Source organism: Pseudomonas sp. GW821-FHT02B10, from assembly GCF_059421865.1.
In genome coordinates, this window is record NZ_JBWKVU010000004.1 from 392590 (window position 1) to 415351 (window position 22762).

Genomic DNA, 22762 nt, shown 5'->3' on the forward strand with positions numbered 1-22762 from the left:
CTCCTTATGGATGAACGGGGTAATCGATGTATCCGCGCTGATCGCCACCAAAAAAGGTGCTTGGGTCGGGGGCATTCAGCGCCAGCCCGTCGCGGATCCGCCGGGGCAGGTCGGGGTTGGCTAAAAAGGGCCTGCCAAAGGCGATCAGGTCGGCGCGGTTGGCGGCCAGGGCCTGCTCCGCCGATTGCGGATCGTAGCCGCCGGCGAGCATCAGCACGCCGTTCCACTCTGAGCGCAGTTGCCCGATGATCGCGTCCCAGCGCGGGTCGAAGTTCTCGTCCTTGACGGTGCCGACCACGGCCGGTTCCACAAGGTGCAGATAGGCCAGGGGCCAGCGGTTCAGGGCGCGGACGATATGGCCGAAGGTTGCCTCGGGCGTTGCGTCGCCCATGCCCATGAAGCGACCCATGGGAGTGAGGCGTACCGCCACTCGTTCGGCGCCCACCTCATCGGCGACGGCCTCCACGACCTCCAGCAACAGCCGGGCGCGATTTTCCACGCTGCCGCCGTACGCGTCCTCGCGCTGATTGCTGTTGCTGTTGATGAACTGGTCGAGCAGGTAGCCGTTGCCTGCGTGGATTTCCACGCCGTCCATGCCGGCCTTCAGGGCGTTACGCGCCGCGCGCCGATAGTCGTCGACGATCTGCGCGATCTCCGCCACTTGCAGGGCGCGCGGCACCGGCACATCGCCCCAGACGCCGTTGCCCTCGTCGTCGACGATAAAGGTCTTGCCTGGAACCGGCAGTGCGCTGGGCGCCACCGGCAGAGCGTTGTCGGGCTGGAAGCTCGGGTGAGAGACACGCCCCACATGCCATAGCTGCATGAAAATCAGCCCGCCGGCTTCGTGCACTTGGGTGCTCACCTGGCGCCAGGCCGCCACCTGGGCATCGCTGTAGATCCCCGGGGTCCAGGCGTAGCCCTGGCCCTGGCGGGAAATCTGCGTGGCCTCGGTAACGATCAGCGCGGCACTCGCGCGTTGCCGGTAATACTCGGCGTTCATGGCGGTCGGCAGGTCGCCCGGCTGGCCGGCGCGGGAGCGGGTCAGAGGGGCCATGGCCACGCGGTGAGCCAGGGTGTAGGGGCCGACCGCAAGGGGTTGGAACAGGTGCTGAGTCATGGGTATTTCCTTATGAGGGGCATCGATCGGGATGCCGTGGGTGCTCAGGCGGACGGTGCCTGGTTGAACAACAGGTGATTGCCGAATGCGTGTCTTTGCTGGGCACTAACCTAATCCGCCGGGCCGTGGTTGATAATCCAGCCGCCGCTCTACGCTGCATTGCGTGAAACGCAACGCCCTGAAGGGCAACGGATGCATGGCGCGGCGAGCGGGCAGTCGATGGCGGGCGCGGCGATTGGCCCGCTCGATCCTCGATGCCTTGGCAGACTGCGAAAGGGCCGCCGCCGAAGTCGCGGCCCGGCCCTGCCCTGCGCCGGGCTCCAGGCTAGGCCGGCTGCTCGGAGCGGGTCAGGGGCAGGTTCAGCCAGCGCCGGCCGGTGGCATTGGCCACGGCATTGCCGATGGCGGCGGCCATGGGGCCCTGGACGATCTCGGCGGCGCCGAGGAACGGCTGTCCCGGCTGATCGAGCAAATGCACCTCGACCTGCCGGGGCAACTGCGGAAAACGCAGGATCGGATAACCGCTCCAGTCGTAGCTGCGCACACCGCCCGGGTCGTAGCCGACCTTTTCGAACAGGGTCCAGCTGGCGGACTGCACGATGCCGCCTTCCACCTGGTTGCGCAGGCCATCGGGGTTAACGATCTGGCCCACGTCCACCGCTGTGACCACTCGATCGAGCTGGACCTCGCCGGTCTGCGGATGCACCCGCAGCAGGACGGCGATGGCGCAGTAGCCCATGATGTTTTTGTAGCGGGCAAACGCGAAGCCGATGCCCGCGCCGGGCTCCTTGCCCTTGTGCGGCCAGCCGCTGGCGTCCCGCACCCGTTCGACCACCGCCCGTGCCCGCGGGTCGCTCAGATGGGCGAGGCGCAAGGCCACCGGATCGGCGCCGGCCCGGGCGGCCAGTTCATCGATGCAGGCTTCGATGGCGAAGATATTGATGTGGGCCCCCAGCGAGCGCATGGCGGAGGTGCGAAACGGCATGCGGGTGACGAAGTTCATGTCGATGCGGGTGGACCCCAGGGTGTACAGCGGCACGGCATTGCGATCGCCATCCCCTTCGGGCTGGGCAATGGGGATCGACGGCGCGGAAACGAATGGCCGGGCCAACAGCCGCGCGGGAATCAAGCGGCCGGCATTGACGATGCGTTCGTTGTGCGGCGTGGTCCACAGCTCATAGGCCCAGTCCTGCAATCGGCCCTGGGCATCGAGGCTGGCCTGGACCTCGGTGAGCATGGCGCTGCTGTAGGGCTCCCAGAGGTTTTCCTGCTCGCGCATCCACTGCACCCGCACCGGCGTGCCGGCGAGCCGCATCGCGATCAACGCGGCATCGGCGGCCGCGTCGTCCGCGCCGTTGTGGCCGTAGCACCCGGAGCCCTCGGTATGGATGCAGCGCACCCGCTCCGACGCCAGCCCGACCATCTCGGCGATCCCCGCGCGCAACGGGTAGACCCCCTGGGTGTGGGTCCAGACCGTGAGCACGCCGTCCTTGAACCAGGCCACGGCGCAGGACGGGCCGATGGAACCGTGCATCAGGTACTGCTTGCTGAACCGCGCGCGATAGCTGGCGCTGGCGCCGGCCGCCGGGTTGCCTTCATGGCTGATCGGGTAGCGGCGCGCGGGCAGGCGGGTCAGTAGCGCGTGGATGTCCCGCGCTTCGGGGATCGCCTCTCCAGCGCTCCAGCGGGCCTGCTCATAGCCGCTGCGCATCGCCTTGATGGCTTGCCACTCATCCCGGGCGACCACCGCCAGGTAGTTGCCGTCCTGCACCACCCGCACCACGCCGGGCAGGGCCTTTAGCGCCTCGGCATCGAAGGCTTCCAGGGCGCAGCCAGGGCGGGGCGGGCGGATCACCCGGGCATGCAGCATGCCCGGCAGGCGCAGGTCCTGGACGAACGCGGCGCCGCCACTGACCTTGGCCGGGATGTCCAGGCGAGGCAGCGAATGGCCGATCAGCTTGAACGCGGACGGCGGCATCGAGGGCGATTGCGCCTGTGCATAGTGGTGCAGGTCCACGCCCTTGACCGCCTCGGCATAAGGCATGCGCTGCCCGGCCGGGCCCTGGATCACGCCCTCGTGCGTCGTCAGCAGCGCGGCGTCGACGGCCCAACAGCGTGCCGCCGACGCCAGCAGCAATTGCCGGACCTGGGCCGCGGCGTTGAACAGGGCCGTGCCGCTGTCGAAAATGCTGTGGCTGCCGGCGGTGTAGCCTTCGTTGGGCGTCAGGGCGGTGTCCGCGGTAAGCAGCGTGATCGCGCCTGGCGCGAGGTCCAGGCGTTCGGCAGCAATCTGCAACAGCGCGGTTTTCACCCCCGTCCCCAATTCGGCCTTGCCGGTGTAGACGGTGACGCCTTCGGCCGCGACGCGGATCCAGGCATCGAGGTAGGGATTGGTGCGCAGGCTGCCCGGGAGATCGGGCGCCAGCACCAGCGTGCCGAGGGTATCGACTTCGCTGTCGGCCAGCGCCTGGCGCGCCGCCGGGACCAGGGTGAACGCCAGTATCAGCGCACCACCACGCAGGAACGCGCGGCGCCCCTGGTCGACTTCATCGTGCCGGGTCATGGGGCGCTCCGCTCTTGCCTGGCCACGCGACCGATGGCGTCGATGATCCGCAGGTGGGTGCCGCAGCGGCACAGGTTGCTCGCCATATGCTCGCCAATGGTGGCTTCGTCCGGATGAGGGTCGCGCTCCAGCAGCGCCTGGGCGCGCATCAGCATGCCGGCGATGCAGTAGCCGCACTGGGCGGCCTGGGCCTCGATAAAGGCTTTTTGCAAAGGCCCCGGACGCACCGCCGTACCCAGGCTCTCCACCGTGCGGATGGCCTTGCCCTCCAGGCCGCTGCAGGGTGTCAGGCAGGAGAAGACCGGCTGGTCATCCACCAGCACCGTGCAGGCTCCGCATTGTCCCAGGCCGCAACCGTACTTGGCGCCATTGAGCCCCAGGTGATTGCGCAGGGCATACAGCAACGGCATGTCGGGCTCCAGCTCCAGCGCATGGGGCGAGCCGTTGACGTTGAGGGTCATGTGGGTCATTGCGCCTCCTGGCGTAATTCGTGAAGGGTGGAGGAAAGGTCGGCCCACGGCTGGCCCGGGCTGGCCTGTTCGCGCAGGAACGAGGCCAGCGCCGCCAGCTGCTGGTTGTCCAGGCTGGCGGCGAAGGGCGGCATGACCGGGCCGGGCAACCCCGGGGTGGCGGGCACGCCTTCGAGCACGGTCTTGAGAAAGTTGCGCGCGCTTGAGGCATGCAGCGCCGATGTTCGCGCCAGGGCCGGGCGCCCATCGATCTGGCGCATCGGCGCGGCCGGGCCATGGCAACCGGCGCAGGCACTCTGGAACAGCTGGGCGCCAGGCGCCTGCTCGACCACCTCGGCAGGGCGCGCGGTGGCTGAAGCGGGTTCGGCGGGAGCGGGGTCCTTGAGGCTCAGCAGGTAGTCGGCAATGGCCTCGGCGTCGCTGCCCGGCATGGTGCCCAGGCTGAGGCTGACCGGTCGCATCGGCCCGGCAGCGGTGCCATGGCCCTCGACCACCTCAGCCCGCAGGTAGCCGGCCAATTGCTCGCGGCTCCAGGGCGCGGCGCGGTTGGCCAGGCCCAGCAGGGACGGCGCCTGCCAGCCGTCCACCATCCCGCCGGCAAGATGCTGGGCGGACTGCTCGGCGCCCAGCGGGTTGAGCGGAGAATGGCAGCCGGCGCAATGGCCGGGGCCTTCGACCAGATAGCGGCCACGGTTCCAGGTTGCAGACTGCTGTGCCACGGGCGCCAAGGGCTCCGCGTGCAGGAACAGCAGGTTCCAGAACGACACCAGCGGGCGGATGTTCATCGGGAAATTCATCCGGTTCTGCATGGCCGGCGAATGCACGGCGGGGCCGCTCATCAGATAGGCGTAAAGGTCCGTGATGTCCCCGTCCGTCATGCGTCGGTAGTAGGCGTAAGGGAAGGCCGGATACAGCAAATGCCCGTCGCGGGCGACCCCTTCGCGCATCGCCCGCTCGAAGGCCGGCAATGACCATTGGCCAATCCCGGTCTCGGCATCCGGGGTGATGTTGGTGCTGTAGAGCGTGCCAAAGGGCGTCACCAGCGCCAGCCCGCCGGCCAGGTAGCGGCCGCCGGGGCGGGTGTGGCACACCGCGCAATCGCCGGCTTCGGCGACCCGCGCGCCGCGTTGCACCTGGGCGGCGTCGAAGCGTTGTGGCGGTTCGGCCGGCGCGATCGCCGGGCGCCACATCAACAGCGCGGCGCCTATCGCGCCTGCCGTGGCGAGAACCACAGCGCCCAGCCACAACTGCCTGGCGTTCATCGGGTCACCCTTCATTGGTCCGTGGAATCCGCGCGGGCGGACAGTGATGCAGTCGGGGTCATGGAAGTCTCCTTGAGCCGCTGAGGAGAGCGGTGACGGACCGCCCGGTGGCAAGTGCCCAAGGGTAGAGAAGGGGGGTGGACGGCGGAATTGGCAAACCGCGCAAAGGCCTTTTGCGCCATCGGCAACGCCGGGATCGTTGCGTGATGCGCATCGCTCAATTGCCCCGGCGGTGGATTCTCCCGATTGAGTGTCGCGCCTAGCCTTGGCGAAACTTTTCTCCACGCGAACGAGGTTTCATCATGCCTACCGGCAACTTTGCAACGACGGCCAGCACGGCGGTGAAGGGCGAACGGCCCGCCACCCTCTCTGGCGCCCTGGTGGCCTTGCTGGCCTTCTGTTGTGGCGCGGTCGTCGCCAACCTTTACTACGCCCAGCCGATCGTCGAGCTGATCGCCCCGCAGATCGGCCTGTCGAACGCCCATGCCAGCCTGATTGTCTCGCTGACCCAACTCGGCTACGCCGCAGGCCTGCTGCTGTTGGTGCCCCTGGCCGACCTGATGGAAAACCGCCGCCTGGTGGTGGGGTTCACGCTCGCCGTGAGCCTGTGCCTGATCGCCGCGGGCTTTACTGAGTCACCTTCTCTGTTCCTGGCGTTGTCGTTGCTCATCGGCCTGACTTCGGTGGCGGTGCAGATTCTGGTGCCGTTGGCCGCGCACATGGCACCCGAGGAAAGCCGTGGGCGGGTGGTTGGCAACATCATGAGTGGCCTGCTGCTGGGCATTCTGTTGTCGCGCCCGCTGTCGAGCCTGCTGGCCCAGGCGTTCGGCTGGCGCGGGGTGTTCTTCAGCGCCGCGGGCCTGATGGCGGTGATCGCCTGCGTCATGGCCGTTGCCCTGCCACGGCGCATGCCGACGCATCAGTCTTCCTATGGCGAGTTGATCGGCTCGGTCTTCGCCCTTGCGCGCCGCCATGCCGGCCTGCGTGAGCGCTCCTTGTACCAGGGCTTGTTGTTCGCCAGCTTCAGCCTGTTCTGGACCATCGTGCCCATCGAGCTGATTCGCCAGCACGGCTTCAGCCAGGCACAGGTGGCGGTGTTCGCCCTGGTGGGCGCGGTGGGGGCGATCGCGGCGCCGATCGCCGGCCGGCTGGCCGACGCCGGGCATGGCCAGCGCGGCACTTTCGTGGCCTTGTTGCTGGCGCCGCTGTCCCTGCTGATAGGTGCGCTGCCGGGCAGTGGCTACCTGTGGCTGGTGGTGTGCGCGGTGCTGCTGGATTTTGCCGTGCAGTTGAACATGGTGCTTGGCCAGCGTGAGGTGTACGCCATTGACCCGCACAGCCGGGCGCGCCTGAACGCCGTGTACATGACCAGCATCTTCGTCGGCGGCGCCCTGGGCTCGCTGGTGGCCAGCCCGCTGTATGAGCAGGTGGGATGGAGCCTGTCGGCGACTTTGATTGCCGCGGTTCCTGGCTTGGCGCTGCTGCTGTTTCTCAGCCGTCGGTACCGCCAGGGGTGAGCCTCGTTGAATGCCCCAGGGCGCGGGCCGCGGCGCTTGAGCACAACCATACAAGACACTTCATGCACCCTCAGGCATAGTCCTTCGATTGATTTTTTGCTCTCGGAATCGGCTTATGGACAAGTTGCTGGCGCTGAAAATGTTCGTTGAAACCGTGCGCTGTGGCGGCTATTCATCGGCGGCGCGCAAGCTCGGCCTGTCGACGTCTTCGGTGACGCGGCAGGTGGCGGGGCTGGAAAGCGAACTGGGCGCCAGCCTGCTCAATCGCACCACGCGCAACACCAGTGTCACGCTCGCCGGGCAGGCCTATTTCGACAAGGCCGTGGCGATTCTCGAGGCCATCGACGAAGCCGACGCCAGCGTCGCCGACCGTGGCAGCGAGGCCCAGGGGCATCTGCGGGCCAGCGTTCCGGTGGAGTTCGGCCGGCGCATCATCGCCCCGCACCTGGGGCGCCTGCTCGAACGCCATCCGGGGCTGGAGATCAGCCTGTCGTTGAGCGACCGGGTCAGCGACCTGATCAGCGAGCGCATCGATGTCTCGGTGCGCCTCGGTTCCTCGGTGGTCAGCGATGACATCGTCAGCAAGAAGATCGGCGACTTCCAGCGTTGGGTCGTGGCCAGCCCCGACTACCTGGCACGCACCGGCCTGCCGCGCGAGCCGAGCGACCTGCTGCAACACCAGTGCCTGCGCTTCGACTATGGCGGCGTGCACCAGGACTGGACCTTCCAGGGTGACGAAAACCCCCAGCGCCTGGGGGTGCAAGGGCGCTTGCAGAGCAACAACGCCGACATCCTGCGCGAGGCGGCGCTGGCCGGTGGCGGCGTGGCGCTGCTGGCCGACTGGCTGGTGCGCGACGATGTCGGCCAGGGCCGCCTGACCCGCGTGCTGGAGCAGTACGAGGTCAATCCCGGCACCGCCAGCACCTGCATCAACGCGCTGTACCTGCCCAACCATCGCGGCTCCAGTCGCATCAATGTGTTTATCGAGTTCCTCGAGGAAATCCTCGCCGCCTGAGCCTCGCTCGGGTCTTGAGCAAGACAGCGTTGCGCGCCCTGTGGCTACTCGTCCGGCAGGTGCGCGCCTAGAGTCTGGCCATCATTGGTAGAAGCAAGGTGGTCGCTATGGGTAACGTCATTCATCTGGCGTACGACTTCATCAATCCCTGGTGCTGGATCGGCGAGCTGAACCTGCGCCAGGCCATGGCGGCCGCGCACCGGCCACGGCCGATCGTCTATGTGCCGAGCCGCTGCGCGTTCGACCTTCCCGCCAGCCGCATCGAGCAGGGCGAGTACGCCCGCCGCCGGTTCGGCAGCCTGTCGCGCAGCCGGCTGTTCGAAGCGCAGATCACCCGGGCCGGCCAGGCGCTGGGGCTGCGTTTTGCCTTCGAGCGAATCGAGCGCCTGGTCGACAGCGACCCGGCGCACAGCCTGATGCTCGAGCGGGCCGCGCGCGGTGGCGATTGCGCCGCGCTGTTCGCGCGGATCTTCCGTGCCTATTTCTGCGAGGGCCGCGATATTGGCGATGCGCGGGTGCTCGCGGAGCTGGGCGGGGACAGTAAGCGCGAACAGGAGCGGCTGCTCGACTACCTGCGCAGTGGTGAAGGACTGGCTGCGTTGCAGTGCCACAAGCGCGATGCCGCGGACTGGTCGGGCGGGGTGCTGCCAGCCTTTCGCATCGGCGACACCCGGGTCTCGGGCGCCCAGCCCGGCGCCTTGCTGGCGCGGGTGTTGCGGGACGCGACAGTGCCAGAAGCGCAGGTGGCCCATGCCTTGGGTTAGCGGCGGTTTGGCCGCTGCCAGCTGGCCCCCCCGGCGCACGGCCCGAGCAGGCTCGGCCCACCGCGCAGGATCAGAACGGCCCGAGCTTGAGCGGGTACTGAATGACGATGTACAGCCGGTCGATATCGTCGCCGGCCTGGGCGGCGTTGGCCCGGTGGCTGACGTGGGACAGTTGCAGCGACAGGTCCTTGGCCGGGCCCGACTGCACGATGTAGTGCAGGTCCAGGTCGCGTTCCCAATGGCGTCCGCCCCGGCCCTGTTGCGGCATGTAGGTGCCGCTGGCGCTGTCGAAGGGGTTGTAGGCGCCGCCCTGGGGCGCGTGGCTGCCGTCGATGCCGCGACCGCTCACATAGCGCGCCATGAAACTCAGGCCGGGAATGCCCAGGGCGCCCAGGTCGAGGTCGTAGCGCGCTTGCCAGGAGCGTTCGCCGGGGCCGTTGAAGTCGGCGTACTTGATCGAGTTGGCGAGGTAGATGGAGTCGCCGCCGACGAAGTCGAAGGGCGTGTCGCCGTGGATTTTCTGATAGGCCAGGGTGAACGCCTGGGCGTCGATCCGGTACTTGCCGGAGAGGCTGTAGGCCGTGGTGTCGATGGCGCCGGCCGCGGCCTGGCCCTGGTCGCGGGTGCGGTACAGGTTGCCGTCGAGGAACAGTTGGCCAAGGCTGGTATGCAGGTTGGCGTAGTACTGGCGCCAGGTGTCGCTCAGCTCCGAGGCGTAGAGGGCGCCGCCCAGCGCCTGGCCGGCGAACAGGTCGGCGCCGATAAAGTCGATGCTGGCGTGGCGGGTCGTCGCCCCGTAGCCGGAAAAGTCACCCTTGGCGGTCGAGGCGTCCTGGTTCTTGAAGGCGTTGAAGTGACCGGCCTGCAACTCGACCCCCTCGATCTCCCGGCTGGAAAGCAGCAGGCCGCTGGCGTATTCCGGTTGCAGGCGTTTGTCGGCGGTGTCGAATACCGGGGTCGCCACGCTCATTTCACCGAGCGCCAGGGTGGTTCGCGAGGCCTTGAATTTCAGCGCGCCGCCGGCGCTGGAGTACCTGTCTTCGCTGCGCCCGTCATGATCCAGCGGCAACAGGCCCGTCCCGGAATGCCCCTTGCCGCCGTCCAGTTTCAAGCCCAGGAAACCGTGGGCATCGACCCCCACGCCAACAGTGCCAGGCGTGAAGCCGGACGCGAACGAGGCGATGAAGCCCTGGGCCCATTCCTGCTTGTAACTCTTGCCGGCCGGGGTTGGGGAGCGATAGTCGTTGTTGAGGTAGAAGTTGCGGCTGAGCACTTCAAGGCTTGCCCCCTCAAGGAAACCGGGGGTGTCCTGCGCGCTCTGTGCCGCCAGCGCCGGGGCGCCGCCGCTGAGCAAGGCGAGCAGCCACAGCGGCTTCAGGCGCATCTGCCCTGGGGCGGTGAGGTGTTTCGAGGCAAGCAGCATGCTTATATCCCGCGTCAAGGTGGGTGGCCCCGGACGCGGCTGGCCGCGGTTCCGGCAGCTGCCGGCACGCCTTCGGCCTGCCCGCGTCCGCTCGGCGTGGCCATCGGATCGAGGCGAGGCATGGTTGCCTATTACACCGCGCGGGGATTGTACGGCTGTGCTGCATTCGGCCGTTTGCGCGGGCGGGCAGGCGACAGGTGCCGTTCGCAGTGGGCGCTGCGGCAGTTTTTAAATTGTCCCTGTTTTGGAATCAATGATTCTCGGTTTTGCTGGATTGTCCCTTTTTGTTTTGACCCCTAAATTAGCCACCAAGCCGGCCGCACAGCCTCCCGCAGCGGAACCCGCGCCGAGCTCCCGAATTGTGCAACTCAACGCTTGAACCTACTCGACAGCAAAAGGAACGCGCCATGTCTATCCGTGAACTGCTCAACCCAACCAACTCCGCCCTGATCCTGATCGACCACCAGCCGCAGATGTCCTTCGGCGTGCAGTCGATCGACCGCCAGACCCTGAAGAACAACACCGTGGGCCTGGCCAAGGCGGCGAAGATCTTCAACGTGCCGACCATCTTCACCTCGGTGGAAACCGAGAGCTTCAGCGGCTACATCTGGCCGGAACTGCTCAGCGTGTTCCCCGACCATCAGCCGATCGAGCGCACCTCGATGAACTCCTGGGAAGACAAGAAACTGGTGGAAGCGGTGAAGGCCACCGGGCGCAAGAAGCTGATCATGGCCGCGCTGTGGACCGAGGTCTGCCTGAACTTCCCGGCCCTGGAAGCCCTGGCCGAAGGCTACGAGGTGTACATCGTCACCGACGCTTCCGGCGGCACCACCCAGGAAGCCCACGACATGTCGGTGCAGCGCATGATCCAGGCCGGCGCGGTGCCGGTGACCTGGCAGCAAGTGCTGCTCGAATTCCAGCGCGACTGGGCGCACAAGGACACCTACGACGCGGTGATGGACCTGGTGCGCGAGCACAGCGGCGCCTACGGCATGGGCGTGGACTACGCCTACACCATGGTGCACAAGGCGCCGCAGCGTCAGGTCAAGTAAGCCTGCCGCCAACGACCATCGGCCGACGCAACCTGCTTGCCTCGGCCGATGGTCGTTAGTGGTAAAAAACATCCGGACTGCACAGCGTTCCCACGACTCAAGGACCGTCATGAAACAGACCCTCGATTCCTCCCGTAGCGCAGCCTCCCTTTCGCCCTGGAGCCCGCTCAAGCATGGCCTGTTTCGCGGGCTGTGGCTGGCCAGCATCGCCTCGAACATCGGCACCTGGATGCACGAGGTGGGCGCCGGTTGGCTGATGACCTCGCTGTCGGCCAGCCCGATGACGGTGGCGCTGGTGCAGGTGGCCGCCGCGGCGCCGATGTTTTTCCTCGCGCTGCCGGCGGGGGCGCTGGCCGATATCGTCGACAAGCGCCGCTACCTGTTGCTGGTGCAGGGCTGGATGGCCAGCGTCGCCATGCTGCTGGCGTTCCTGACCCTCAGCGGCCTGATGACGGTGCCCTTGTTGCTGCTGTTGACCCTGGCCATGGGCATCGGCACGGCCCTGATGATGCCGGCCTGGTCGGCCCTGACCCCGGAACTGGTGCCCGCCGGCGAATTGCCCGCGGCCATCGCCTTGAGCAGCGTCGGGACCAACGTGGCGCGCGCCGTCGGCCCGGCCATCGCCGGGGTCCTGGTGAGTCTGGCCGGTCCCTGGGCGACCTTCGCGGTGAATGCGCTGTCGTTCTTTGCCGTGATCGGCGTGCTCGCCTGCTGGCGGCGCGAGCCGAAGGTCGCGGTGTTGCCGGCGGAGCGGCTGTTCAGTGCGATCCGCGTGGGCTGGCGCTACGCCCGCAGTTCCCATCCTCTGCAACGGGTGCTGATTCGTACCCTGGGGTTCTTCTTCGGCGCCAGCGCTGGCATGTCCTTGCTGCCGTTGATCGTGCGTGGCGAGTTGCAGGGCAGCGCGACCCAGTTCGGCGTGTTGCTCGGCAGCGTCGGCCTCGGCGCCGTGCTGGGGGCGATGCTGTTGCCAAAGCTGCGCCAGCACCTGGCGGTGGATCGCCTGGTGGCGCTGGCCAGCGTGATCTACGCCCTGGTGCTGTTCGCCCTGGCCTGGCTGCGCGACTTCTATCTGTTGATCCCGGTGATGCTGATCAGCGGCGGTGCCTGGATCGCCGTGCTCTCGAGTTTCCAGGTGGCGGCCCAGACCTCGGTGCCGGCCTGGGTACGGGCACGAGCCCTGGCGGTGTATATCCTGATGTTCTTCGGCAGCATGGCCCTGGGCGGGTTGCTCTGGGGCTGGGTGGCCAGCCTGTTGTCCATGAGCCTTGCCCTGAGCCTGGCGGCAGCGGTGCTGCTGGCCGGGGTCGGGCTGACCTGGCGGGTCGGCTTGCCCCAGCGCAGCGCCGAAGACCTGGCGCCGTCGCTGCACTGGCCGCAACCGCTGCTCGGCGCCGACCAGGACCTGGAGCGCGGGCCGGTGATGATCAGCCTGGAATACGACATCGCCCCCGAACACGCCCAGGCCTTCCAGCAGGCGATGAACCCGGTGCGGCGCATGCGCCAGCGCAACGGTTCATTTTCCTGGTGCCTGCTGCAGGACAGCGAAAACCCGCGGCTGTGGTGCGAGATGTTCTTCGACGAATCCTGGGTCGGCCACCTGCGTCATCACGAGCGGGTGACCCGCGCCGAGCTGAAGATCGAGGCCGCCGCCCGCCGCTTCCAGAGCGACGGGGTGAAGATCCGGATCCGCCATTTACTCAAGGGACAGGGTTGAAGGTCTGCTGTGCGCCCATCGGATCAATACTTCCAGAATACCGGCGTCACCAGCACCAGCACGGTCAGGATTTCCAGGCGCCCCAGCAGCATGCCAACGGTCAACAACCATTTCGCCGCATCAGGCAATGAGGAGAAATTGCCTGCTGGCCCGATAATCGTGCCCAGCCCAGGCCCGACGTTGCAGACTGCCGTTGCGGCGCCGCTCAAGGCCGTCGTCCAATCCAGCCCGATAAGGGCCAGCCCCAGAGCGATGAAGGCAATGGTGATGGTGAAGAAAAATGAAAAGGTCAAAAGCGAACGCACGATTTCCTCGTCGATCGGATGCCCGTTGTACTTTTTCTGAATCACGGCTCGAGGGTGGATCAATTGTTTCAAGTTGCTCACCAGCAGGCTGGCGGCCACCTGAAAGCGGAAGATTTTAAGGCCGCCGGCAGTTGATCCTGAACATCCACCGACAAAGGTCAGATAGAAAAACAGCAGGGCGGCGAAGCTGCCCCACAGGGTGTAATCGCCGACTGCGATCCCGGTGGTGGTGACAACCGAGGTCACGTTGATTGCAACGATACGAAAGGCGTCCCACCAATCGTAGTCGCTGTGGAAGCACAGCCATGTCCCCACAACCAGCCAGGTGACGATCAAGAATCCGACAAATCCGCGCACCTGATGATCTCCTATCAGCGCGCGCCGATGGCCACGCAATGTCGCGACATACAAGGTAAAAGGCAGGCTCCCCAAGATCATGACGGCGACCGCCACCCAATGTACCGTCGGTTGCGTCCAGTGGCCAAGTGAGGCATCGGACGTTGAAAACCCTCCCGTCGAGATCAGCGACATCGCGTGGTTCACCGCTTCGAAAGGCGTCATGCCGGCGAGCCACAGCACTAGAGTCGCCACGCCCGTAAGCCCCAGGTAAAGCCAGAGAATGTAACTGGCGGCAACATGGGAGCGCGGTGTCACCTTTTCCGACCAGTCTGAGGATTCTGTCTGGAAAAGACGCATTCCCCCTACCCGCAACAGCGGAAGAATCGCTACGGCCATGCCGATAAAGCCGATACCCCCCAGCCAATGAAGCATCGAGCGCCAGATCAGTAACCCTGGCGACGCGCTATCCAGTCCAGTCAGGACCGTCGAGCCCGTGGTCGTGATGCCGGACATGGTTTCGAAGAAGGCGTCGGTGTAGCTGATGTGGCTGATGAACACCATGGGCAACGCCGCGAAGGCACCTACCACGATCCAACTGCTGGTTGTCAGCAGGTACATATCCCTCGGACGCAGTTGGGCGATATCCGGACGTCCGCGCGCGATCAACAAAAGACCACAAACGAGGGTGATCAGGCTCGACCAGAGAAACGCCGACAGATCGTCGCTGCGCTCATAGGCCACGAGCGTAATCAGGGGGATCACCATGCTTGCGGCTAGCGTGATCAGAAAAATACCAAGGATAAAAGCGATAAGCCGTATTGCTGCGAGGGACATACATGGTCACCTGTCAAAAAACACCGCGCAGTATCAAGTGTGCAAATGCCATTCCCCGTAAATTTTGCGTAAAAATCTTTACGGGTCATAGTCATGAATCACCGCGGTCTTCGTGTCGACAATGCGCAGCTCATTCCACTGTAGCGCAGCAGGTGTACAACCAAGCCGACCAGCGTACAGGCCAGGGTATTCCTCTAGCCGAGCAGCGCCATCAGTTCCCTGTCGGAAAGGTCCATGACACGGCGGTGGGCAGCGGTTCGCCCACCGCCGTAGCGATGGGCAACATACGTTAGCGCAGCCAGCGGGCGGCGAGATCCAGCGCGATGGCCAGCAGCAACGCCAGGCCGGCAATCACGAACAACTGCTGATGATGCCCGCCGCTGGCGTTGAAGATCAGCGAGTAGGCGCCCCCCGCCAACGCCTGGAAGCTGGCGAAGGCCACGGTCGCGCGGCTCCAGGCGACCTGCTGGGCATGGGCGTGCTTCTTCAGCTCGTGGACCCGGGCCAGGGCCAGGGGCACGATGCCGGGTGGGAACGAGCCGATCAGTACTGCAAGCCCGCACAGCAGCCACGCCTGGCTGGTGATGCTCAACGCGCCCACCGCCAGCGCCTGCACGATCAGCACCCAGCGGATGCTGCGGCGGGCCCCCAGGTGATCGGCGAGCAGGCCGTAGACCATCGGGCCAAAGATCGCGCCGATGCCGTACATCACCCACACCAGCGCCGCCACATGGGTGCCGGCATCGAGACCACGGGCCACGTAGTCCACCAGGAACACCATGGCCGGCACCAGCCCGGTGGCCATCAAGGCGTACTGGGCGAACAGCAGGCGCAGGCCACGGCCGGACGCCGGGTCCTCATGGCTGGCCGGCTCGCTGGCCTTCACCGCGACAGCGGGCTCGGGCTGGCTCTGCGGCCAACAGAACCAACTGGCGGCGGTGAGCACCGCGGCCACCAGCCCCAGGCCGAGCCAGGTGTCGCGCAGGCCCCATTCCAGCAGGGCCGGCACCAGGGTGCCGGAGCCGGCGATGCCCAGGCCGATGCCGAGGAAGATCGCGCCGCTGGCCGCGCCTCTGCGCGCCGCCGGTACGTGGGGCAGCACCGTGGACGCCACCAGCACCATGATGGCGCCGCCGGCGATCCCCGAGAGCAGGCGCCAGACGAAGAACCAGCTGAAGGACAGGGCCCAGGCACAGGCGAAGAACGACAGGGTGGCGACCACCAGCATCAGTCGCAGCACCAGCGGATTGGTCAGGCGCTTGCCCAGGGGATGGCCGATCAGTGCACCGATCAGGTAACCGGCGAGGTTGGCGGCACCGAGGTAGACCACGTCGGCCTGCACGAACCAATGGGCCTGGATCAGTTGCGGGATCAGCGGGGTATAGGCAAAGCGCGCCAGCCCGATGCTGACCAGGCTGGCGCACAGGCCGGCGAAAATATGCAGCCAGACTTCGTTGCGCATGGGGAGTGTCGCGGTGGTAGGCGCTGACATGGGGGCGTCCTCGATGAGTGAGCGATGGAGAGGGATAAGCTGGGGAGGATTCTGGAAGGCGCTGCCCGGGTGGCGGAAATCATCGGTATCGATAGTGGGCATGCCCCACCGATATCGTCCCGGGTGCTTGCCGGGCCCTGGCTGTCGAAGTGCTTGCCTGCCAGTCAGGCCCGAGGGCGCAAGCCCCCGGGCCGGTGCCGGTCAAGGCATTTCCGGCAGTTCCTGCGCCCGCAGATCGAACACCAGCACTTCGGCATTCGCGCCGTTGCTCAAGGTCAGCGCCTGTTCCTCGCGGACCCGCACGCCATCGCCTTCCTGCAAGAGCAGGCCGTTGAGGTCGACCGAGCCGCGGGCCACATGCACGTAGGCGTAGCGGTTGGCGTCGAGCTTGAGGGTGGCGCTTTCCTGGCCGTCGATCAGCCCGGCATAGACCCGCGCGTCCTGGCGCACCTGCAGCGAGCCGTCGGTCCCCTCGGGGGAGATGATCAGTTGCAGGCGGCCGCGTTTTTGCCGCGGGCTGAAATGCTCTTGCTGGTAACGCGGCTTGGCGCCACTGACGTCCGGCACGATCCAAATCTGCAGGAAGTGCACCGGTTGGGTGGCCGAGTGGTTGTACTCGCTGTGCGCCACGCCGCTGCCGGCGCTCATCAGTTGCACGTCGCCAGGACGGATCACCGAACCGGTGCCCAGGGTGTCCTTGTGTTCCAGGGCGCCTTCGAGCACATAGGAGAAAATCTCCATGTCCCGGTGCGGGTGTTGGCCGAAGCCTTTGCCGGCGGCGACCCGGTCGTCGTTGATCACCAGCAGGTCGGAAAAACCCTGTTCCCGCGGGTTGCGATAGTTGGCGAAGGAAAAGGTGTGGAACGACTTCAACCAACCGTGGTTGGCGGCGCCGCGATCAGAGGCTTTGCGAAGGGTCAGCATGAGGGAATCTCCTGTCGGAACGGGAATTCGTCCGGTTGAGGAGAAGGCTAATGTTTACCCTGGGGCGCAATAAGTAGATGAAAACTGAAATACTGTCCGTTTCAGGTTGACAATTTTGTGCGATGAATCACGTATTCTTGTCCGCTGAGCGCGCGCCGTCCGGGCATAATGTCCAGGGTCGGCGTTATGCTTCCAACCCTTTGATATCAGTGATATTTACCCATGAAAACCGTGGCAATGGTGTTGTTTCCAGACTTTCTCCTGCTCGACATGGCCGGGCCCATGGAGGTGTTTTCCATCGCCAACCGTTATCTGGAGCCGAAGGACCATTACCAGCTCTCGACGATCGGCACCGAGCACGGTCCGTTGCGCGCCTCCAACGGCGTCAAGGTGCAGGCCGATCTGCATATCGACCAGGCGCGCGGCAGCTATGACCTGCTGCTGGTGCCCGGCGGGCCGGGGGCCTACAACGAAAAGCACCGACCCTTGCTCGACTGGCTGGTGGCGGCCGTGCGCCGCTCGGCGGTCTATGGCTCGATCTGCACCGGGGCCTTTATCCTCGGGCATGCCGGTTTGCTCGACGGGTATCGGGTGACGACCCACTGGCACTACACGGAACGCCTGATCCGGGCCTTCCCCGAGGCGACGGTGGAGACCGACCAGATCTTTGTCGAGGATCGCAACCTGATCACCTCGGGCGGGGTCACCGCCGGCATCGACCTGGCGCTGGCGGTGGTCGCCCGGGACCACGGCAAGAAGGTCGCCCAGGATGTGGCCAAGGTGTTGCTGGTGGTGATGAAGCGCCAGGGCGGGCAGGCGCAGTTCAGCCCGTTGATGGCCACGGTGGCGCCGCAGGAGACGCCGGTGACCCGGGTGCAGAACCATGTGCTCGAACACCTGGACGAAGCCTTCAGCATCGAGCGCATGGCCAGCCTGGCGAACATGAGTTCGCGGCATTTCGCCCGGGTGTTTGCCCGGGAAGTGAACATGACGCCCATGGAGTTCCTGCAAAGCGCACGGATCGACCGCGCGCGGAACCTGCTGGAGACCAGCGACCTGCCGCTCAAGACCGTGGCCTACAAAAGCGGCTTCGGCAGTGTGCGGCACATGCGATTCCTGTTCAGCGAAAAGCTCGGCCTGACCCCCACCCAGTACCGCGAACAGTTCAGCTAGCGCCGGCTTGTCCGTCTGGCGCACCGCGATGGCCGTGACGCTCCCTCCAGGGTGGTTGTACCGTCATCGGTGCCTGCCAAGATACCGGGGAACCCTTGGTAAAGGAGGTGCGGGAGCCTGGCGTCGGCCAGGTTTCCAGCATGTGGATGCGTATGAACAGCATCAGAGATTTGCACGGCGACGGGCTGCTGCGGTTCGGCCCCTACGCCTTCCACCTGCGGCAGCGGCTGATCCTCGACGGCGACCGGCCGTTGCGCATGGGCGGGCGTGCCCTGGACATCCTGCGGGTGCTGGTCGAGCGCGCCGGCCAGGTGGTGGGCAAGGACGAATTGATCGCTTGTGTCTGGCCGAACTCGGTGGTCGAGGACATCAACCTGCGCGTGCACATCGCCGCCCTGCGCCGCGCCCTCGGCGAGGGCCAGGACGGGCAAGGCTACATCGTCAACATTCCGCAGCGCGGTTACTGCTTCACCGCCCCGGTGCGGCGTGAGGCGCAAGGGGAGCCGGTCGCGCTGGCGAGCCTGCACAAGCCCCAGCACAACCTGCCGGCACGCCTGACCCCGGTCATCGGTCGCGACCCGGTGGTCGGCAGCCTGGTCCGGCAGTTGCCGGTGCGCCGGTTCATGACCCTGGTCGGTCCGGCGGGGATCGGCAAGACCACGGTCGCGCTGCAGGTCGCCGAGTTGCTGTTGCAGCACTACCGCGACGGCGTGTGGTTCATCGATCTGGCGAGCATCGACGACCCGGCGCAACTGGTCGAGCACCTCAGGCACAGCCTCGAGCTGGACGCCGGCCTGGAGGCGCTGGCAACCCGGCATGCCTTGCTGGTGCTGGACAATTGCGAGCATCTGCTCGAACGCTGCCGGGCCGTGGTCGAGCCGTTGCTGGCCTCGGCGCCACGGCTGTCGATCCTGGCCACCAGCCGCGAACCGCTGCGCGCCTCGGGGGAAACCGTGCATGGCCTGGCGGCCCTGTCGGTGCCGCCGGCCTCGTCGTTGCACAGCGTGGCCGAGGTCATGAGTCATTCGGCGGTGCAGCTGTTCGTCAGCTGTGCCCGGGCGCGCCAGCAAGGCTTTGCCTTGCGGGAACAGGACCTGAGGGCGGTGCGCGAGATCTGCCGCCGGCTCGATGGCTTGCCATTGGCCATCGAACTGGCGGCGGCGCAGATTGACGCGTTGGCGCTGGTGGGGCTGCAAGCGCAGCTGGACAACTGCTTTCAACTGTTGACCCAGGGCCGGCGCACGGCCGTGGCGCGGCATCAGACGCTCAAGTCCGCCCTGGACTGGAGCTATCAACGGCTGAGCCCGCTGGAGCAAACCCTGTTGCAACGGCTGGCGGTGTTCGACATGGCCTTCACCGTGCAGGCCGCCATCGACGTCATCAGCTGTGCGGTGTTGCGGCCTGAGTGCGTGGCCGAGGTGATGGCGCAACTGGCACGCAAATCGCTGCTGGCGGTGGAGCAGGACCAGGGCACGGCGCATTACCGCTTTCTCGACACCACCCGCGCCTACGCGTTGCAAAAGCTGGAACACAGCGGGCAACTGCGGGTGTTCGAAAGGCGGCATGCCCACGCCATCGGCAAGGCCCGCTGGCTGTCAGTCCGGCACCTGTCGTTGCAGCTCATCGAGCAGTTTCCGGACGCGGGTTAGGTCCGGCGTGGCAAAACCCTCGGTGAAGCGGGCATAGAGCGGTTCGAGCAGCTCATGGGCGCGCCGGGCCTGGCCCTGGCGCTGCCAGAGCCGGGCCAGCGAGGTGGCGCTGCGCAATTCCCAGGTCAGCGCGCCCTGGGCCCTGGCCACTGCCAACGCCTGGTGCAGCACCGCTTCGGCGGCGTCAGGCGCATTGTCGGTCAGCAGCGCCTCGGCCCGGGTGCGCAGGATCTCCGCCGTGCTCCAGCCGGCCGTGCCGCTTTCGGCCCGTTGCAGCAAGGCGTTGTCGATGAAAGCGCCGTCCAGGGTCACCATGATTTCCCCGATTAGCCCGGCGCCGGATTGCGGCGGCGAGAACTCCGGGGCGCCTTCGATGACCTGCGCATAGTGCCGGCCCCAGGTGTAGAACAGCAGCACCGAATGCTTCTGTGCCTGCTCCAGCAGCAGGCGCAAGAGTTCGCGGGCGGTCGCGGTGTCGCCGTTGTAGTGGGCGATCAGGCAGCCGGCCAGGGCCAGGGTGTAGCAGATGGACGTGCCGTGGTTGATCTGCAGCGCGATGTCCAGGGCCTGGCGCGCGGTGCGCCAGGCCTGTTCCGGATGGCCTTGCAGCCAGAGGATCCGCGCCAGGATCGTCAGGGCGGCGACGCTCTGGTCGTACTGCACGCCAAAGCCGCGGGTGAAGCGGCTCAGATTGCCGCTCTGGGCCATCAGCTGGATGACTTGCTCGGCCTGGTCCCGGGCCCGTGGTTGGTCGCCGGCGAAGTGCAGGGCCAGCACCTGCAGGCGCTGGGTGCTGAGGGACATCGCGGTCGGGCCGGTGCCGCGCCGCGCCAGGTGGTCGAACTGCCGGCTTTGCTCCAGGGCCAGTTGGTAGTGACCGCAACTGAGGTTGACCGCCATGTGCCCGGACACCGCCTTGAGCTGGGCGGCCACATCGTCGGTGCTTTCGGCCAGGGCCCTGGCCGCGACGAAGGCCTCGATGGCCTCGGTGCTGCTGCCCTGGGTGTGGTAGCAGGCGCTGCCGAGGGCCAGCTTGAGGGCCTGGGTCAGGCGCGGGCAGGCCTCGCCCGCCGCGTGAAGCAGGGCCAGGGCCTGGCGCACATAGCCGCCGTGCTCCTTGAGCAGCGACAGCTCCTGCCACAGCGGTGCGGAGGCCGCGGCCAGGTGGATCGCCAGCTGTTGCGGACCCTGGGCATTCAAGCCCCAGTCGAGCGCCGCGCGGATGTCTTCCAGGCTGCGGGCGTGCCGCTCGACCCAGAGCGTCGAGGGGGTCTGTTCCCAATCGTCCTGGGCCTGGTGCATCAAGGCCAGGCAACGTTCGGCGTGCCGCCTGCGGGTAGCCGGCAGTTCGGCGGCCTGCTCGAGTTTTTCCAGGGCATAGCTGCGGGTGGTGTCCAGCAGGCGATAGAACACTTCCTCGTCGCCGACCTCCACATTCAGCAGGGACTTGGCCACCAACTGGGTGATCGCGGTAAAGACCACGCTGGCTTCGATGTGCGCGTCGACGATCACCGCCGCGGCCGATGGCAGGGTGAAGCCGCCCCTGAACACACCCAGCCGGCGCAGGCAGGTCTGCTCGCAGGCGCTGAGCAGTTCGAAGCTCCAGTCCAGGGTGGCGCGCAGGGTCTGATGACGGCCCGGGGTGATCTGGCAGCCCTGGGTCAGCAGGCGAAAACTGCCGTGCAACTGGCTGAGCAGGCCCGCGAGCCCCAGGTTGCCGACCTGGGCGGCGGCCAGTTCGATGGCCAGGGGAATGCCGTCCAGGCGCCGGCAGATCTCGATCGCCAGGGGCAGTTCGTCCTGGCTCAGTTCGAAGCTGTCGTGGCTGGCCATCGCCCGCTCGACGAACAATTGCAGGGCCGAGAAGGTCAGGGCCTGGTCGCGGTCCAGCACCGCGATGGGCGGTGGGCAATCCAGGGATTCCAGGCGTTGCACGAATTCGCCCTCGGCGCGCAGGCTCTCGCGGCTGGTGGCCAGGACATGCACCTGTGGCGCCGCGCGCAGGATGCTTTCGCAGAGCGGCGCGATGGCATCGAGCAGGTGCTCGCAGTTGTCGATCACCAGCAGCATCTGCCGCTCGCGCAGGAAGTTCGCCAGGCTGGCCAGCGGTTCGTCGTCGTGCAGCGCCAGGTCAAGCAGGGTCGCCAGGTGGCTGGTGATCATCCGCGGGTCGTTGAGCGGGGCCAGGTCCAGCAGGCGGATGCCGTCCCGGTACTGGCCGATCAGCTGTTCGGCGACCCGCAGGGCCACGGTGGTCTTGCCGATGCCGCCGGGGCCGACCAGGGTGATGAAGCGCTGGCGCGCCAGTTGCGTCATCACATTGTCCACCAGGGCCTGGCGCCCGATCAGGCGGGTGCGGCGCACCGGCAGGTTATGCCCGCCCGGCTCGGTCGAAGGGTCTTTGGGGCCTTGCTCGAAGCGCTCGGGAGCGAAGGGTTCCAGGGAGAAGGGCGCGACGAAGCTGTAGCCACGCTGGGCCACGGTGACGATGTAGCGCTGGCCGGCCTGGCCGTCGCCCAGGGCCTTGCGCAGCGCCGCCATGTGCACCCGCAGGTTGGTGTCTTCGACCACGCTCCTGGGCCAGACCCGGGCGATCAGCTGCTGCTTGCTGACCACCTCGCCGGCGTGCTCCAGCAGGATCAGCAGGATGTCCATGGAGCGGCGGCCCAGGCGCAAGGGCCGCTCGGCTTCCAGGATCAGGCGTTGCCCCGGGTAGATCCGGTAGGGGCCGAAATGCACAGCCTGTTCGGGGGGTAGGGTCAACGGCTCACTCCTGTTGCTGTTTTTTTATCCTCCCCGTGGCACCTGCGCGGGGCGGGCGGATGAAGGGCACGACCTTCTATCCCGCGGTTTTCGAACATGTTCCTCAGGTTTCCTGAACAACGCAACGCAACGCGGACGGGCGTGCCTCGAGTGCGCTAGCCGCAGCAATCTTCTTGCCAGCGATGGGTCCCGTATTTATTGGCCGCGGCCTTGGCGACGAGCGGGCAGGGGCGGTGCCTGGGCCCTTGAAAATTAACAACGTTTAACTCGCCCTGGGTCCGCCCTACGGCCAAAACTCCAGACCTTCACGGTCGCCAACCGCAGGGCCGGCCGGGCGTGCCGCGCGCAGGAAAAAAGGGATGAACACCTCTGGAGGATGGCGG

16 protein-coding genes are annotated in these 22762 nt (G+C 66.6%); 7 read left to right on the forward strand and 9 right to left on the reverse strand.

Annotated elements, in window-relative coordinates; translation table 11 throughout:
• Positions 1-4 precede the first annotated feature (4 nt).
• The 4 genes from AC07VU_RS12220 to AC07VU_RS12235 form a co-directional block, all read right to left on the reverse strand.
• Positions 5-1117, reverse strand: coding sequence for an alkene reductase (locus AC07VU_RS12220; protein WP_495029917.1), 1113 nt, complete (start codon positions 1115-1117; stop codon positions 5-7).
• 325 nt (positions 1118-1442) lie between these two features.
• The gene (locus AC07VU_RS12225; protein ID WP_495029918.1) at positions 1443-3680 is read right to left on the reverse strand and encodes a xanthine dehydrogenase family protein molybdopterin-binding subunit; all 2238 of its coding nucleotides are present in this window, start codon (positions 3678-3680) and stop codon (positions 1443-1445) included.
• Positions 3677-4150 carry a (2Fe-2S)-binding protein gene (locus tag AC07VU_RS12230; protein ID WP_062822763.1) on the reverse strand — a complete coding sequence of 158 codons (474 nt, stop codon included), beginning with the start codon at positions 4148-4150 and terminating at the stop codon, positions 3677-3679. Before AC07VU_RS12230 ends, AC07VU_RS12225 begins: the two co-directional genes overlap by 4 nt.
• Entirely contained in the window at positions 4147-5412 is a 1266-nt protein-coding gene (locus AC07VU_RS12235; protein WP_457276657.1) for a c-type cytochrome, read from the reverse strand. Before AC07VU_RS12235 ends, AC07VU_RS12230 begins: the two co-directional genes overlap by 4 nt.
• A 302-nt stretch (positions 5413-5714) precedes the next feature.
• Here AC07VU_RS12235 and AC07VU_RS12240 point away from each other — a divergent pair, with 302 nt between their 5' ends.
• The 3 genes from AC07VU_RS12240 (at position 5715) to AC07VU_RS12250 (ending at position 8708) form a co-directional block, all read left to right on the forward strand.
• Positions 5715-6929, forward strand: a complete 1215-nt coding sequence (locus AC07VU_RS12240; protein WP_495029919.1) for an MFS transporter — start codon at positions 5715-5717, stop codon at positions 6927-6929.
• Positions 6930-7044: 115 nt separating this feature from the next.
• Positions 7045-7944, forward strand: a complete 900-nt coding sequence (locus AC07VU_RS12245) for a LysR family transcriptional regulator (protein WP_009044375.1) — start codon at positions 7045-7047, stop codon at positions 7942-7944.
• 107 nt (positions 7945-8051) lie between these two features.
• The gene (locus AC07VU_RS12250) at positions 8052-8708 is read left to right on the forward strand and encodes a DsbA family protein (protein WP_495029920.1); all 657 of its coding nucleotides are present in this window, start codon (positions 8052-8054) and stop codon (positions 8706-8708) included.
• Between the two features lie 70 nt (positions 8709-8778).
• Here the strand turns inward: AC07VU_RS12250 and AC07VU_RS12255 are convergent, their stop codons facing one another.
• Positions 8779-10131, reverse strand: coding sequence for an OprD family porin (locus tag AC07VU_RS12255; RefSeq protein WP_495029921.1), 1353 nt, complete (start codon positions 10129-10131; stop codon positions 8779-8781).
• A 407-nt stretch (positions 10132-10538) separates the two neighbouring features.
• On the opposite strand from AC07VU_RS12255, the gene AC07VU_RS12260 reads away from it, so the two are divergent.
• Complete coding sequence (locus AC07VU_RS12260) at positions 10539-11183, forward strand: hydrolase (protein WP_092160408.1); 645 nt, start codon at positions 10539-10541, stop codon at positions 11181-11183.
• Between the two features lie 109 nt (positions 11184-11292).
• Positions 11293-12900: an MFS transporter gene (locus AC07VU_RS12265; RefSeq protein WP_274303724.1), complete on the forward strand. Its 1608-nt coding sequence runs from the start codon at positions 11293-11295 to the stop codon at positions 12898-12900.
• A gap of 23 nt (positions 12901-12923) precedes the next feature.
• Here the strand turns inward: AC07VU_RS12265 and AC07VU_RS12270 are convergent, their stop codons facing one another.
• The 3 genes from AC07VU_RS12270 to AC07VU_RS12280 all read right to left on the reverse strand — a co-directional run bounded on the left by AC07VU_RS12270 (position 12924) and on the right by AC07VU_RS12280 (position 16794).
• Positions 12924-14378: a TrkH family potassium uptake protein gene (locus tag AC07VU_RS12270; RefSeq protein WP_274303722.1), complete on the reverse strand. Its 1455-nt coding sequence runs from the start codon at positions 14376-14378 to the stop codon at positions 12924-12926.
• Between the two features lie 289 nt (positions 14379-14667).
• The gene (locus AC07VU_RS12275; protein ID WP_274303721.1) at positions 14668-15870 is read right to left on the reverse strand and encodes a YbfB/YjiJ family MFS transporter; all 1203 of its coding nucleotides are present in this window, start codon (positions 15868-15870) and stop codon (positions 14668-14670) included.
• Positions 15871-16071: 201 nt separating this feature from the next.
• Positions 16072-16794, reverse strand: coding sequence for a pirin family protein (locus tag AC07VU_RS12280; protein WP_495029922.1), 723 nt, complete (start codon positions 16792-16794; stop codon positions 16072-16074).
• 222 nt (positions 16795-17016) lie between these two features.
• Between AC07VU_RS12280 and AC07VU_RS12285 the strand changes: the two genes are divergently transcribed.
• On the forward strand, positions 17017-17967 hold the full coding sequence (locus tag AC07VU_RS12285) for a GlxA family transcriptional regulator (RefSeq protein ID WP_495029923.1): 951 nt from the start codon (positions 17017-17019) through the stop codon (positions 17965-17967).
• Positions 17968-18119: 152 nt separating this feature from the next.
• A complete protein-coding gene (locus tag AC07VU_RS12290; RefSeq protein ID WP_495029924.1) occupies positions 18120-19616 on the forward strand; it encodes an ATP-binding protein in 1497 nt (498 codons plus the stop codon).
• Here AC07VU_RS12290 and AC07VU_RS12295 read toward each other — a convergent pair.
• Positions 19563-22379, reverse strand: a complete 2817-nt coding sequence (locus AC07VU_RS12295) for an ATP-binding protein (RefSeq protein WP_495029925.1) — start codon at positions 22377-22379, stop codon at positions 19563-19565. The genes AC07VU_RS12290 and AC07VU_RS12295 overlap by 54 nt on opposite strands.
• Positions 22380-22762: the final 383 nt, after the last annotated feature.

What these genes read in the sequence shown, in the direction of transcription:
- AC07VU_RS12220 (WP_495029917.1), bottom strand. Translation starts at nt 1,117, where the DNA reads ATGACTCAGCACCTGTTCCAACCCCTTGCGGTCGGCCCCTACACCCTG.
- AC07VU_RS12225 (WP_495029918.1), bottom strand. Translation starts at nt 3,680, where the DNA reads ATGACCCGGCACGATGAAGTCGACCAGGGGCGCCGCGCGTTCCTGCGT.
- AC07VU_RS12230 (WP_062822763.1), bottom strand. Translation starts at nt 4,150, where the DNA reads ATGACCCACATGACCCTCAACGTCAACGGCTCGCCCCATGCGCTGGAG.
- AC07VU_RS12235 (WP_457276657.1), bottom strand. Translation starts at nt 5,412, where the DNA reads ATGAACGCCAGGCAGTTGTGGCTGGGCGCTGTGGTTCTCGCCACGGCA.
- AC07VU_RS12240 (WP_495029919.1), top strand. Translation starts at nt 5,715, where the DNA reads ATGCCTACCGGCAACTTTGCAACGACGGCCAGCACGGCGGTGAAGGGC.
- AC07VU_RS12245 (WP_009044375.1), top strand. Translation starts at nt 7,045, where the DNA reads ATGGACAAGTTGCTGGCGCTGAAAATGTTCGTTGAAACCGTGCGCTGT.
- AC07VU_RS12250 (WP_495029920.1), top strand. Translation starts at nt 8,052, where the DNA reads ATGGGTAACGTCATTCATCTGGCGTACGACTTCATCAATCCCTGGTGC.
- AC07VU_RS12255 (WP_495029921.1), bottom strand. Translation starts at nt 10,131, where the DNA reads ATGCTGCTTGCCTCGAAACACCTCACCGCCCCAGGGCAGATGCGCCTG.
- AC07VU_RS12260 (WP_092160408.1), top strand. Translation starts at nt 10,539, where the DNA reads ATGTCTATCCGTGAACTGCTCAACCCAACCAACTCCGCCCTGATCCTG.
- AC07VU_RS12265 (WP_274303724.1), top strand. Translation starts at nt 11,293, where the DNA reads ATGAAACAGACCCTCGATTCCTCCCGTAGCGCAGCCTCCCTTTCGCCC.
- AC07VU_RS12270 (WP_274303722.1), bottom strand. Translation starts at nt 14,378, where the DNA reads ATGTCCCTCGCAGCAATACGGCTTATCGCTTTTATCCTTGGTATTTTT.
- AC07VU_RS12275 (WP_274303721.1), bottom strand. Translation starts at nt 15,870, where the DNA reads ATGTCAGCGCCTACCACCGCGACACTCCCCATGCGCAACGAAGTCTGG.
- AC07VU_RS12280 (WP_495029922.1), bottom strand. Translation starts at nt 16,794, where the DNA reads ATGCTGACCCTTCGCAAAGCCTCTGATCGCGGCGCCGCCAACCACGGT.
- AC07VU_RS12285 (WP_495029923.1), top strand. Translation starts at nt 17,017, where the DNA reads ATGAAAACCGTGGCAATGGTGTTGTTTCCAGACTTTCTCCTGCTCGAC.
- AC07VU_RS12290 (WP_495029924.1), top strand. Translation starts at nt 18,120, where the DNA reads ATGAACAGCATCAGAGATTTGCACGGCGACGGGCTGCTGCGGTTCGGC.